Origin of the sequence: Nostoc sp. FACHB-133 (assembly GCF_014698055.1) — a bacterium.
Classification (GTDB): domain Bacteria; phylum Cyanobacteriota; class Cyanobacteriia; order Cyanobacteriales; family Nostocaceae; genus Nostoc.
The window spans coordinates 182,573-195,334 of sequence record NZ_JACJSH010000006.1 but is presented as its reverse complement, the minus strand read 5'-3'; the positions used below and the strand labels follow the sequence as shown (position 1 = coordinate 195,334).

8 protein-coding genes are annotated in these 12,762 nt (G+C 43.7%); 2 read left to right on the top strand and 6 right to left on the bottom strand.

Annotated features, from left to right (window positions below; genetic code table 11):
* Positions 1–4: 4 nt before the first annotated feature.
* The 3 genes from gcvP to gcvT all read right to left on the bottom strand — a co-directional run bounded on the left by gcvP (position 5) and on the right by gcvT (position 4,916).
* Positions 5–2,932, bottom strand: coding sequence for an aminomethyl-transferring glycine dehydrogenase (gene gcvP / locus H6G86_RS07585; RefSeq protein ID WP_190933793.1), 2,928 nt, complete (start codon positions 2,930–2,932; stop codon positions 5–7).
* Positions 2,933–3,264: 332 nt separating this feature from the next.
* The gene (gcvH, locus tag H6G86_RS07580) at positions 3,265–3,654 is read right to left on the bottom strand and encodes a glycine cleavage system protein GcvH (RefSeq protein ID WP_190933792.1); all 390 of its coding nucleotides are present in this window, start codon (positions 3,652–3,654) and stop codon (positions 3,265–3,267) included.
* A 125-nt stretch (positions 3,655–3,779) separates the two neighbouring features.
* Positions 3,780–4,916 carry a glycine cleavage system aminomethyltransferase GcvT gene (gene gcvT / locus H6G86_RS07575; RefSeq protein WP_190933791.1) on the bottom strand — a complete coding sequence of 379 codons (1,137 nt, stop codon included), beginning with the start codon at positions 4,914–4,916 and terminating at the stop codon, positions 3,780–3,782.
* Positions 4,917–5,122: 206 nt separating this feature from the next.
* On the opposite strand from gcvT, the gene H6G86_RS07570 reads away from it, so the two are divergent.
* Positions 5,123–5,620, top strand: coding sequence for a pentapeptide repeat-containing protein (locus H6G86_RS07570; protein WP_190933790.1), 498 nt, complete (start codon positions 5,123–5,125; stop codon positions 5,618–5,620).
* A 101-nt stretch (positions 5,621–5,721) separates the two neighbouring features.
* Here H6G86_RS07570 and H6G86_RS07565 read toward each other — a convergent pair whose 3' ends face one another.
* Positions 5,722–7,488 (bottom strand): tetratricopeptide repeat protein, encoded by a 1,767-nt coding sequence (locus H6G86_RS07565; RefSeq protein ID WP_190933789.1) that lies wholly within the window; start codon positions 7,486–7,488, stop codon positions 5,722–5,724.
* 355 nt (positions 7,489–7,843) lie between these two features.
* Between H6G86_RS07565 and H6G86_RS07560 the strand changes: the two genes are divergently transcribed.
* Complete coding sequence (locus H6G86_RS07560) at positions 7,844–9,151, top strand: glycosyltransferase family protein (protein ID WP_190933788.1); 1,308 nt, start codon at positions 7,844–7,846, stop codon at positions 9,149–9,151.
* 41 nt (positions 9,152–9,192) lie between these two features.
* Here the strand turns inward: H6G86_RS07560 and H6G86_RS07555 are convergent, their stop codons facing one another.
* Together H6G86_RS07555 and mutS are read right to left on the bottom strand one after the other, a co-directional pair.
* On the bottom strand, positions 9,193–9,579 hold the full coding sequence (locus H6G86_RS07555) for a hypothetical protein (RefSeq protein WP_190933787.1): 387 nt from the start codon (positions 9,577–9,579) through the stop codon (positions 9,193–9,195).
* Positions 9,580–9,888: 309 nt separating this feature from the next.
* On the bottom strand, positions 9,889–12,567 hold the full coding sequence (gene mutS / locus H6G86_RS07550) for a DNA mismatch repair protein MutS (RefSeq protein WP_190933836.1): 2,679 nt from the start codon (positions 12,565–12,567) through the stop codon (positions 9,889–9,891).
* Positions 12,568–12,762: the final 195 nt, after the last annotated feature.

Below are 12,762 nucleotides of genomic sequence, written 5' to 3'. Positions count from 1 at the left end.
CAGGTTAATAAGCATCCATTGGCAGACAAGAACAAACAAAATTGCGATCGCCAAAGGCTGCATCAATGCGACCGACAGCAGGCCAGAATTTATATTCACGAGTCCAAGGTGCAGGGTAGGCAGCTTGTTCACGAGAATACGAATGCTGCCATTCTCCAGTGATAAGACTTTCGGCGGTGTGGGGTGCGTTCTTCAAAACATTATCTTGAATATCCACCTTACCTGATTCTATTTCGGCGATTTCTTGGCGAATAGAAATCAACGCATCACAAAAACGATCCAACTCTTGCTTAGATTCACTTTCTGTAGGTTCCACCATAATTGTACCCCCTACAGGCCAGGAGACAGTCGGCGCATGGAAACCGTAATCCATGAGACGCTTTGCCACATCATCGATTTCGATCGCAGCTGATTTTTTTAGCGATCGCAAATCTAAAATACATTCATGGGCAACTAGACCATTTTTCCCCTGATACAAAACCGGATAATACGATTCCAGTCTCTTAGCAATGTAGTTAGCGTTGAGAATCGCCACCTTAGTTGCTTGGGTCAAACCATCTGCACCCATCATGGCGATGTACATCCAAGAAATCACCAAGATACTTGCACTACCCCAAGGCGCAGCCGCCACAGCACCAATATGTGAGTGCTGAGTTGAGTCGTTGATAGTAACAACAGGATGTCCGGGTAGAAAAGGCACGAGATGAGAGGCTACCCCAATGGGCCCCATACCAGGGCCACCACCACCATGAGGAATACAGAAGGTTTTGTGCAAGTTTAAATGGCAGACATCCGCGCCAATATCTCCAGGACGGCAAATTCCCACTTGGGCATTCATATTTGCCCCATCCATGTAAACTTGTCCACCGTGACTATGGACAACAGCGCAGATTTCCTGAATTGGCTCCTCAAATACACCATGAGTTGAGGGATATGTCACCATTAAGGCGGCGAGTTCATTGCTGTGTTTTTCTGCCTTCGCCTTCAAGTCATCAACGTCAATATTACCTTGTGAGTCACAGGCAACAGCCACCACCTTCATTCCGCACATCACTGCACTTGCAGGGTTCGTCCCGTGTGCCGAAGTGGGAATTAAACAGACATTGCGGTGTGTTTCACCTCGATTTTCGTGATACTGACGAATTACCAAAAGTCCGGCATACTCACCCTGAGAACCAGCATTTGGTTGTAGAGAAATACCAGCAAACCCGGTAATTTCAGCTAACCATGCCTCAAGTTGCTCAAACAAGATTTGATAACCTTGCGTTTGCGATGCAGGTGCAAATGGATGAATCTTGCCAAATTCTTCCCAACTTACCGGAATCATCTCAGCAGTTGCATTCAACTTCATTGTGCAAGAACCCAAAGGAATCATCGATGTCGTTAGCGACAAGTCCTTGCTTTCAAGTTTGTGCAGATAGCGCAACAACTCTGTTTCTGAGTGATAGCGGTTAAAAACTGGGTGAGTGAGATATGTACTGGTACGGGAGAGAGAGAGATGGGGGGAGGGGGAGATAGAGAGAAGCGGAGAAAACCATTCTTCTAAGCTGAAGGGTAGTTCATTTTCGCCTGCGAAGATTGCTAAGATGTGAAGCACATCATCAACTGTAGTTGTTTCATCCAGGGATATACCAACAGCAGTTGCATCAAAAATCCGCAAGTTAATTTGAAGCTGTTTGCTATTTACCAGAATATCTTCTAAATTGTGTGTTCCCAGTTCTACTCGCAGCGTATCAAAGAAATCTTTGGAACTGATGCTGTAACCCAAACGCTTCAGTCCTTCTGCCAATAACACCGTCAAAGAATGGATATTTTCAGCAATTTGCTTTAGTCCAGCAGGCCCATGATAGACGGCGTACATACTCGCCATTACCGCCAGCAGAACCTGTGCAGTGCAAATATTACTAGTAGCTTTCTCGCGGCGGATGTGCTGTTCGCGGGTTTGCAAGGCAAGACGTAATGCAGGCTTACCTTGAGCATCTTTTGAGACTCCCACAATTCGCCCTGGAACCAGCCGCTTATACTCTTCCTTAGTCGCAAAGTATGCCGCATGAGGCCCCCCAAACCCCAACGGAATACCAAAGCGTTGGGTGCTACCAACAGCAATATCAGCGCCAAATTCCCCAGGAGGGGTGAGCAAAGTTAAACTTAAAGGATCTGCTGCTACCGTCACCAATGCACCCTTAGCATGGGCTTTTTCTATAAAAGCGCGGTAGTCGTAAATGGTGCCATCACTTGCAGGGTATTGCAAAACAGCCCCAAAAATTGGTTGATCAAAATCAAATGTTTGATGATCGCCGATAATGATCTTAATCCCTAATGGTTTAGCCCGTGTTTGTAACACGTCGATAGTTTGGGGATGGCAGTCATGAGAGACGAAATAAGCATTTGCCTGATTTTTACAAACACCATAGCTTAGACTCATTGCTTCAGCTGCGGCTGTGGCTTCATCCAGTAACGAAGCATTGGCGATTTCCAAACCTGTGAGGTCGATAATTAAGGTTTGAAAATTTAGCAGTGCTTCTAGTCGCCCTTGGGCAATTTCTGGCTGATAAGGAGTGTAGGCAGTATACCAACCAGGATTTTCTAGGATGTTACGCCCAATTACAGGTGGGGTAATAGTGTCGTAATATCCCATACCGATGTATGAACGGAAAACCTGATTTTTGGCAGCAATTTTTTTTAAAGATGCCAGTGCTGCATACTCACTTTCGGCTTCTGGTAACTTTAGGGTTTGCTTCAGCCTGATTGTCTGGGGAACTGTTTGGTCAATTAGGGCATCCAGGCTGGGAAATCCCAAAACCTTAAGCATAAGCTGGATGTCGTCGGAGTTAGGGCCAATATGTCTTGGCGCAAAACTACTCAACTTTTGACTTTTTTCGTCCAGCACTTGCTGCTCATTAGACTTGAGAATAGGGGCGTTCAATACCACAAATTACTCTCCAGATGGTACTATTTCATATTTTGCAATAAATACTGATGAGAAGTAGGTGTAACTTTTCAATTTATCTAAATTTCATAACTTATTTTCGAGTGGAGTGGAAAGAGGCAGGGGGCAGGGAGCAGGGAGCAAGGGGGATAGAAAAGAATGAGGATTCAACCCCACCTGCACAAAAACTACGCTTGCGAAGTGGAGACTCAAACCTATGTTCCCTCCTTCATTCCACGGCAGAGAAAAGAGGCAAGGGAGCAGGAAGCGGGGAGAATTGGGGAGAAGAATTTGCAGTTTTTCCCCCTGCCCCCTGCCCCCTGCCCACTTACTCACTACTCCCCTTCCACCTGGGCGCGATACTCATCTGCTGTCAAAGCATCTTCAACTTCACCAGGGTCATTGACGCGCACTTTCAAAAACCACCCTTCTCCGTAGGGGTCTTCTGACACATCTTCAGGAGAATTAATTAAGGCTTCATTGCGTTCTATAACAGTACCAGTGACTGGTGAATTAAGCTCTTCAACGGCTTTCACTGATTCAATTGTGCCAAAGTTTTCTCCCCTAGTCAGAGCGTCGCCAATTTCTGGCAGTTCCAAAAAGACTATATCACCCAATTCATGTACGGCAAACTCAGTAATGCCAATGGTGGCAATTTCGCCATCTATTCGCACGTATTCATGAGAATCCAAGTATCTAAAATCTTGAGGATATTCAAAAGACATATCACTTCCTCTCCCTTATCAAAAAAATTATTGCCCCAACAGTCATCCAAGCCATATATGGTAATGAACCTTACTGTAGATTGAGTAACTCACAACACATTATTCCTCAAAAACCTTGGCGCTTGTTAGTTAGCAGCACGATTTTTTGACCGATAAAAAGGACGTTTAACTACAACTGCTGGGTAAGCTTTGCCGCGAATTTCGACTTCTAGCTGTTGACCAACGGTTGCTAATTGGGTAGGAACGTAAGCTAAACCAATGGGATAACCCAGTGTAGGTGACAAAGTGCCACTAGAAACTTCTCCCACAACTTTACCTGTGGATAACACTTGGTAGCCATGACGGGCAATGTTGCGTCCTTGGGTTTGTAAACCCACCAATCGACGCTTCACTCCCTTGGATTTTTGCTCTGCTAAAACTTCTCTTCCAATAAAATCACCTTTGGTATCTAAGTGGACTAGCCACCCCAAACCCGCTTCTAAGGGTGTGGTGGTGTCATCAATATCTTGTCCGTAAAGTGCCATCGCTGCTTCTAGGCGCAGAGTGTCTCTCGCACCAAGTCCACAGGGGATAACACCACTTTTATGGAGACTTCGCCACAATTCTACTCCCACATCTGGGCCTACCATCACCTCAAAGCCATCTTCTCCGGTGTAACCTGTGCGGGCCAGGAAGGCAGGTTTACCTAGTAGAGTTGCTTCTAAATGTCCGAAGGCTTTGATTGGTTGTAAGTCTTCTTGCAGTAAAGGCTGGAGATACTTAATCGCTTTTGGCCCTTGCACGGCAATTAAGGCTTTTTCTGGTGAAAGGTCTTGGAATTGCACTTTATCTAGGTCAAGATGTTGCAAAATCCATGCTTTATCTTTACCAGAGGTTGCTGCATTGACGATGATAAATGCCTTTTGTATACCAGTGGTGTCTTCACCTTGGTAATAAACAATGATGTCGTCAATAATTCCCGCTTGGGGATTTAACAATACGGTGTATTGTGCTTGACCGGGTTGCAATCGACTCAAGTCTGAAGGCACTAGAAGCTGGAGTTGGGAAATGAGATTTTTACCTTGGAGGGTAAATTTACCCATGTGGGAAATATCGAACATTCCGGCTGTATTTCTTACAGCCTCATGTTCGCGGCTAATGCCACTAAATTGCACGGGCATTTCCCAGCCACCAAAGCTGGTAAAGCGGGCTTTGAGTTCTACACCCACTTGATATAAAGGGGTTCGCGCCAGAGATTGGGCGTTGTCTTCTTGATTAGCCACAGGTAATTTTGCGATCGCACCTCAACATCTATCATCCTACGAGAGATTAGGGAAGAGGTGACAGGGGACATGGAAGAGGTGACAGGTGACAGAGGACAGGGGACAGGTGATAGGGAATAATCTGTACCCTGTAACCTGCACCCTATTCCCTTCTGTAGGGTTTAATAGTTAATAGTAAAAGTGTTGAGATTTATTAAGAAGAGATTATGAAATATTGGCGGCTGTTAGCTAGCTTTGTCTTAGCTATGGTTCTTTTTTTGTTTCCCCTATCGGCACAAGCTGCAAGTTCTTCTAGTATTACCCGTTCTGTAGGTAATGATGAACTCAAGGGTAAGGATTACTCTGGTCAAAGTTTAGTTGGTACTGAGTTTACCAATCTCAAATTAGAGAATGCTAATTTTAGCAATGCTGACTTACGTGGTGGCGTGTTCAACGGTACCCTATTGGAGGGAGCAAATCTGCATGGTGCTGATTTTAGTGAAGGCATAGCTTATCTCACAAAGTTTAAGAATGCTGATTTAAGTGATGCGGTGTTGACCGATGCAATGATGCTGCGTTCTATTTTTGATGATGTAAATGTCACAGGCGCTGATTTTACGAATGCAATTTTAGATGGGACGCAAGTGAAAAAGCTTTGTGTTAAAGCAAGTGGGGTAAATTCTAAAACTGGTGTAGATACTCGCCAGTCTTTAGGATGTAAGTAAAATCTAACCCCTCTTCTTTGCTGATGGAGAGGGGAATATTTTATTTACGAATTACGAATTAGGCGCAGCGATGTCTAACGACAAGCCGCTTTGCGTGTACGCTAGCGATATGCTTCTCTTAAAAAGCTGGCATAATTTGCCCGAATCGTCATAGTAGTAGGATGACCTACACCTAAAGTCCGTTCGCAAATTTTCAAAGCTTGCTCAAATAAGGGTTTGGCTTTCTTGTAGCGTCTTGTCTGACGGTAGAGTGATGCGATATTATTCAGGCTAATGGCAACATCGGGATGTTCCTCTCCCAGTAGGCGTTTACTCAGTTCTAAAGCTTGCCGATACAAAGGTTCAGCTTTACTGTAGCGTCTTGTAGATTCGTAGAGTTGCGCTAAATTATTCAGGCTAGTGGCGACATCAAGATGGTTGTCTCCTAGCAGGCGTTTTCTCATTTCTAAAGCTTTCTTTAGCAAAGGTTCGGCTTTGCTATAGCGTCCTGTATAACAGTACAATGCTGCTAAATTGTTCAGGGTAGTGGCAACATGGGGATGTTCTTCTCCTACTAGGCGTTTCCACAGTTTTAAAGCTTGCTGATACAAAGGTTCAGCTTCTTTGTAGCGTCCTGTAGATTCATAGAGTAATGCTAAATAGCTTAAGGTAGTGGCAACATCGGTATGTTCCTCTCCCAACAGGCGTTTTCTCAGCTCTAAAGCTTGCTGATAAAGTAGTTCAGCTTCGCTGTAACGTCCTGTAAAATCGTAAAGTTGCGCTAAATTGTTCAGGCTAGTGGCGACATCGAGATGTTCTAAACCAAGACGATTTTTAGTTAGTTCTACACATTGCTGCAACCAAGGTTCTGCTTGCTGATAAAGTCCTTGACCTTGATAAAACCAGGCTAATTTGGTAAATAGAGTAATAAGATTTTCATCGCTCACATACTCGGATAAGTGGGTTGCAACTTCTGTAATATGCGGGATATGTGGAGTGAAATTGACAATATCTTCAGGGGTAAGCTGTTGCGGAATTAGCTTTGCTACCTCTAACATCATCGCTGCAAATTTAGTTTTTGCTTCATCCGCCTCACCTGACTCCTCCAACTTCATTTGGAAAAGTTGCCGAATCGTTGGATTTAGATGATAAATTCCTTGACTTTTTTGTTGTAGTAAATGTAATTCCAGTAAGTCGGCTATAGCTTTCTCCCAAAGTTCTTGTTTTTTGTCATCTTCTACCGTCCCAATAGATAATGGAATGTCAGCTAAGGCACACAAACTTAGCAAACAGCCAAAGCTTTTTGCATTTTCATCCAACTGTTCCCAACTCAACTCAAAAGCTTCAGCTACACCGTCTTTATCAGGCATCAATGAGTTCTCATTGACCACGTTTTCATGTTCCACTCGCTTTTTCTCTAGCCGCTTCAGTAGTGTTTCCAGAGACAAACCTGGCATCTTATCTAGATATTGCCCTACTAACTCTAACGCTAAAGGTAAATATCCTAAAAATTTACAAATTCTTCTCGCAATCCAAGGTTCTTTTTGCAGTCTTTCCTGATCCACTAGCGTTTTTAATAATTTCATCGCCGCTAATGGTTTAAGGATATTCAATTCGCTATTATATTTTGCTGCCAGGTAAAATTGTAACTTTTGTAGTTTATCCCAACTATTGGAAATTGTTAACTCAGGATAGTTTTGGAAAAACTTGTTATATATTTCATCTAGCAACTTTTTGAAAACAGCAATATCAACGTTTAATTCGCTAGCAAGTTTCGCTTCACTTTTACCTAAGTGTTCAGTCTGAAAACACTCTACAAAAGCTGCTGTTTGCTGTAGGGATAAGCTATGATTAGCAGCTTCTTTGGCTAGAAAATTAGCCCATTGCATAAACAGTTTGTCAACTTTATTTTAGATTCTACTTCGTCTACATTGGGAAATCTCCTCCCTTGGGGGTGGAAATCCTATTTACATAGAAAGATTTCAAAGCAGCGGCTTATGGTTAGTAATCTTCATTTGAACCTCTGAGGGTGAAGGTTGAGCCTTTTAACCTCAAATTTTGAGTTTGGATCTCACAAGGGCCAGGTAATATTTACAACGAGCTACGCCTACGCTCTATTTTTACTGTACTTTGGATACAGGTATTAAATCTTACTTACAAATGATACTATCGCTGATAACTTAGGAACGAATTAATTAATATTTGCCTCTTGAGTAATGACCCCTAACTTTTGACCATTAACTAATGACTCAAGTAGATATTCTCATCCTATCAAATGGCCCTGGTGAGGTAACAACCTGGGTGCGCCCAGTAGTAAGCGCATTGCGGCAAAAATTCGGCGATGACCGAAATCAAGTGAGGATCAGTGTAATCTTATCACCTTGCTCAAATGCCAGTGGTAAAGAAGCTGCGATCGCACTTTCTTACCCAGAAGTAGATAGAGTACAGGCCGCAGAGCATTTTTGGCAATTTTTGCTCTGGGGTAAAACTATTGACAATTGGGACTGGAGAAGTCGCGGTGTAGTTGTTTTTCTCGGTGGCGATCAAATTTTCCCTGTAGTTATAGGTAAAAAGCTCAGATATCGCACAGTAGTTTACGCCGAATGGTCAGCCAGGTGGCATAACTGGATTGATCGTTTTGGCGTGATGAAACCTGAAGTTGTGGCCCGCGTCCCCCAAAAATATGCTCACAAATTTACCGTTGTGGGTGATTTGATGGTAGAAGCTAGTAGTCATTTGTCCAACGACAAAGGACAAATGACTAATGACATAGACGCTTTATCGACTTCCCACAGCGTAGGACAAAAGACTGAATTGATTGGTCTACTCCCTGGATCAAAAGCAGCAAAATTAGCCCAAGGAGTACCATTAATTTTAAGTATTGCCGAATATGTTCACGCGAAAAGACCGCAAACTAAATTTGTAGTTCCTGTAGCCCCAACTTTGGATTTACAAACTTTAGCTAGTTTTGCCGATCCTCAAAGGAACTCTATTGCTGAAATCTTTGGCTTTGGTGGTGCTTCCTTAATTGTCCCAGAGAACAATAGAGGCAAACCATTGCTCAAAACAGCAACGGGCTTAACTGTGGAACTGTGGCAAGAAAACCCCCCATATCATTTATTATCCCAGTGCTGCATCTGCTTGACTACAGTGGGAGCAAACACTGCCGAACTCGGTGCTTTAGCAGTGCCAATGATTGTTTTACTGCCAACCCAGCAACTTGATGCTATGCGTGCTTGGGATGGTTTACCTGGGTTGTTAGCAAATCTGCCAGGAGTAGGTACACCCTTTGCTAACGTAATCAATTGGTTATTCCTAAGATTCGTAAGACGCAAAGGTTTATTAGCATGGCCAAATATCTGGGCACAGGAAGAGATAGTACCAGAACTCATGGGTAGAATTCAACCGGCAGAAATTGGGGAAATGGTTGTAGACTTATTAGCCCATCCAGAAAAATTGGATGATATCCGCGCTAAACTCCGTAATATTCGTGGCGAAAGCGGTGCAGCCCTGAAGATAGCACAGATTATTTGCGAGGAAATTGAGAAGTAGGAGGAGAAGTTGCAGTCAGTTTTTTCTGTTCATCTCTCTACTTAATCGGAAGATTCTCCATCCCTGCGCCCAAGTTCATAAATGCCGGCACCCATACAAGCTAATATTCCTGTACTAATTCCCCAACTCTCACCTAAACTAATTTCCAGACCCCAGTTACATAAAGCACCAACTACCAAAAAAGGCGTGATGCTAAATAATGAGGCGTAGAAAGCATTTTGGGCTTCTCTGCTTTTGCGAGTCTTTTCAAACTCTGTTTGGCTAGTATAAAGCGATCGCTCGGCAAAGTTAAACCAACGGTTGAGTTGTTCGATTACCCATTGATTGACAGGGGAAAAACCTAGATATAGCGCCAATGACCACAAACTCGCTCCGGCGATCGCGATCGTGTTGAACTCAAAGGAAAAAGGAAAAATTTCAGTCAGCATTGCTTATGGGAGTCCTGCAAAGGGTCAACTTTAGCTTTTAGTAGATGCTAAAAAAACCTCTTGTGCAATTTTAAGCATAAAGGTTGACAAGATTTCAACTACTTGACAACTCTCCTGCTCTTTTAAGCTAGTAGTCTGCCAAGACGACATTGACAAACTTAGCCATCTTCTAATGACTCATCGTCTAATTCCACACCTGCAATTAGTTCATGGGCAGCCTCAGACATTTCAGTTGTATAAGGTTGCAGTGTGTTATTTTTGAGTGCTTCTGTCATAACAAAATCGAGAAACAGCCGCATCTTTAATATATCAATCCAGATTTTGCAGCCCCATCGCAATTTTACTATGTTTCTCAATTTGCCCCATTACTTGTTTGGCTCGTTGAATCACCACTGCTGGTAAACCCGCCAATCTTCCCGCCTCAATACCGTAAGACTTATCTGCGCCTCCTGGTTGGACTTGGTGCAAAAAGATAATTTGGTCGGGTAATTCTTTTACCATCACTTGATAATTAGCCACATTCGGTACAATGCTAGCGAGTTCATTCAATTCATGGTAATGAGTTGCAAAAATCGTTCGCGCCCGAATATCCACTGCGATATATTCCGCCACGGCCCAAGCGATGGAAAGACCATCAAATGTTGCTGTTCCCCGGCCAATTTCATCTAACAATACCAGCGACCTAGATGTGGCATGGTTGAGAATATTCGCCGTTTCATTCATTTCCACCATAAACGTAGATTGACCAGTTGCAAGATCATCCACTGCACCTACACGGGTAAAAATGCGATCGCATATTCCCAATTTGGCAAACCTAGCTGGTACAAAACTACCAATCTGCGCCATTAACTGAATCAATCCCACCTGACGCAAATAACAACTTTTGCCGCTAGCGTTTGGCCCGGTGAGGATAATTAAATCGGGATTGTCATTTGTCATTTGTCCTTGGTCACTTGTACTGAGCGTAGTCGTTGGCGCAGCCTCTCGTAGAGAAGTATTTGTTATTTGTTCTTGATTATCTGCTAATGACAGATGACTAATGACTAATGAATCTTGACCCAATTGCGTCGAATTCGGCACAAAGAAACCCGCAGGTAAAGATTGTTCCACCACCGGATGACGACCATCAATAATGTTTATCTCCCTTCCCGGCAACATTTCTGGACGACAGTAACCTTGATGCACTGCTAACTCAGCCAAACCACACAATACATCTGCCGCCGCCACTGCACGAGATAGATTGCGAATTACTTCCGCCTCTTGTGCTACCTCTTCCCGTAATGCCGTAAAAATCTCATATTCCAACTGATTTAAATCATCCCGTGCCGAGAGAATCCGGGCTTCTCGTTCCTTCAAATCTGGGGTGATGTAACGTTCTTCATTGGTCAGGGTTTGCTTGCGGATGTAATTAGCAGGTACTTGGTCAGCTTTAGTGCGGGAAATACTGATGTAATAACCAAAAGTTTTGTTGAATCCTACCTTCAATGTCGAAATTCCTGTCTTAGCCCTCTCCTCAACTTCTAAGTTGGCAATCCATTGCTGGTCTGCTTCTACAGTCGCTTTTCTTTCATCCAAAAGAGGATTGACGCTAGGGCGAATCAATCCGCCTTCTTTGATTAGTATGGGTGGCGACTCCACAAGGTGCGCGTGTAACTTTTGTGCTAATTCTTCTAACACACTTGGGACTTTCTGCAAAGCTTTGAGGAATGGAGAATGCGCTTCAGTAACTAAATGAGATAATTCTGGTAAACGTGAGAGAGAATCTGCCAAAGCTACTAAATCTCTAGCATTGGCTGTACCAGAACCAGCCCTTCCTGTAAGGCGTTCCAAATCATAAATTTGGCGTAATAACTGCCGCAAATCTTGACGCAGTGGTGTATTTTCCATCAATTCTTGGATGGTATCAAGACGTGCCCGAATGCCTTTAATATCGAGTAGTGGTTGCAATAACCACCGCCGTAAAGCCCGCCCACCCATCGCTGTACTAGTTCTATCCAATGACCAGAGTAGAGAACCGTGAAAAGTGCCATCCCGGACTGTTTGGGTAATTTCCAGGTTACGGCGGGTTTGACTATCAACAATTAAGTAGTCGGTGACAGTGTAGGTGCGGAGTCTTTGCAGGGGAACTGGGTTTTCTTTTTGGGTATCTTCCAAGTATTCTAAAAGACCACCAGCCGCACGAACAGCGAGGGGAAGATGATCGCAACCGAGTCCTTCGAGCGATCGCACCTTAAATTTCTGCAATAATCTAGGTCTAGCTTCGCCTTGAGAAAATGGAACTTGCGATCGCAAACTATAGCAAAATGATGGTGGCAAACACTCCGGTAGATGAGGCGAAGTTTCTCCCGGACGCAGCAAGCTACCCAAATCAGGCGCATTTGTTGGAACTAGCACCTCTGAAGGTTGCAAGCGCATTAATTCCTGTGTCAAATGTTCTAAATCACTACCTTGAGTTGTCAGAAATTCCCCTGTGGAGATGTCTGCATAAGCTAAACCCCAATGATTTGCGGCAATTACAACTGCTGCAAGGTAATTATTGCGACTGGATTTCAGCATTCCTTCTTCCAGCAAAGTGCCTGGGGTAAGAATGCGCGTTACTTCTCGCCGCACCAATCTACCAGCAGCTTCCGAAGCATCTTCCACTTGGTCGCAAATTACGACTGCATAACCTTTTTCTACTAGCATCGTCGCGTAGCGTTCCCAAGCGTGATGTGGAACACCAGACATCGCCACTCTTCCCTGTTCCCCAGCTTGCTTACTAGTGAGGACTAATTCTAATTCTTGTGCTAGTTTTACAGCATCTTGGAAATAGCATTCAAAGAAATCTCCTACCCGATACAACAATACCGCGTGAGGATATTTATCCTTCGTCTCGACGTAGTGCAGGTACATTTGACTTAGCTTACTGCGATCCACCTGTTGATGGTCAGAAATAAAAGTACTTGCGTCGGGTTTGGTAGATGGAGTTTCAGAGTGAGAGGCGGTCATAGATGCTATCGAGTTACGCACGGAAATTCCACAATATCCGATGATAACGTGATGTGAAAGTTGAATGGTGATCGCTCAAGGATATTTTACCAAGAAGGGGAAAAGGGGAAAGGGTAAGGGGCAAGGGAAAAAGAAAAAACTTTTCCCCAGAAGGTATAAAGCCCCTATTTTTAAATCCTATTTTTAAATATGGAG

Bases quoted from the DNA above. Each gene is read 5' to 3' on its own strand.
- gcvH (WP_190933792.1), bottom strand. From the start codon at position 3,654: ATGTCTTTTGAATATCCTCAAGATTTTAGATACTTGGATTCTCATGAA.
- H6G86_RS07555 (WP_190933787.1), bottom strand. From the start codon at position 9,579: ATGCTGACTGAAATTTTTCCTTTTTCCTTTGAGTTCAACACGATCGCG.
- H6G86_RS07560 (WP_190933788.1), top strand. From the start codon at position 7,844: ATGACTCAAGTAGATATTCTCATCCTATCAAATGGCCCTGGTGAGGTA.
- mutS (WP_190933836.1), bottom strand. From the start codon at position 12,567: ATGACCGCCTCTCACTCTGAAACTCCATCTACCAAACCCGACGCAAGT.
- H6G86_RS07565 (WP_190933789.1), bottom strand. From the start codon at position 7,488: ATGCAATGGGCTAATTTTCTAGCCAAAGAAGCTGCTAATCATAGCTTA.
- H6G86_RS07570 (WP_190933790.1), top strand. From the start codon at position 5,123: ATGAAATATTGGCGGCTGTTAGCTAGCTTTGTCTTAGCTATGGTTCTT.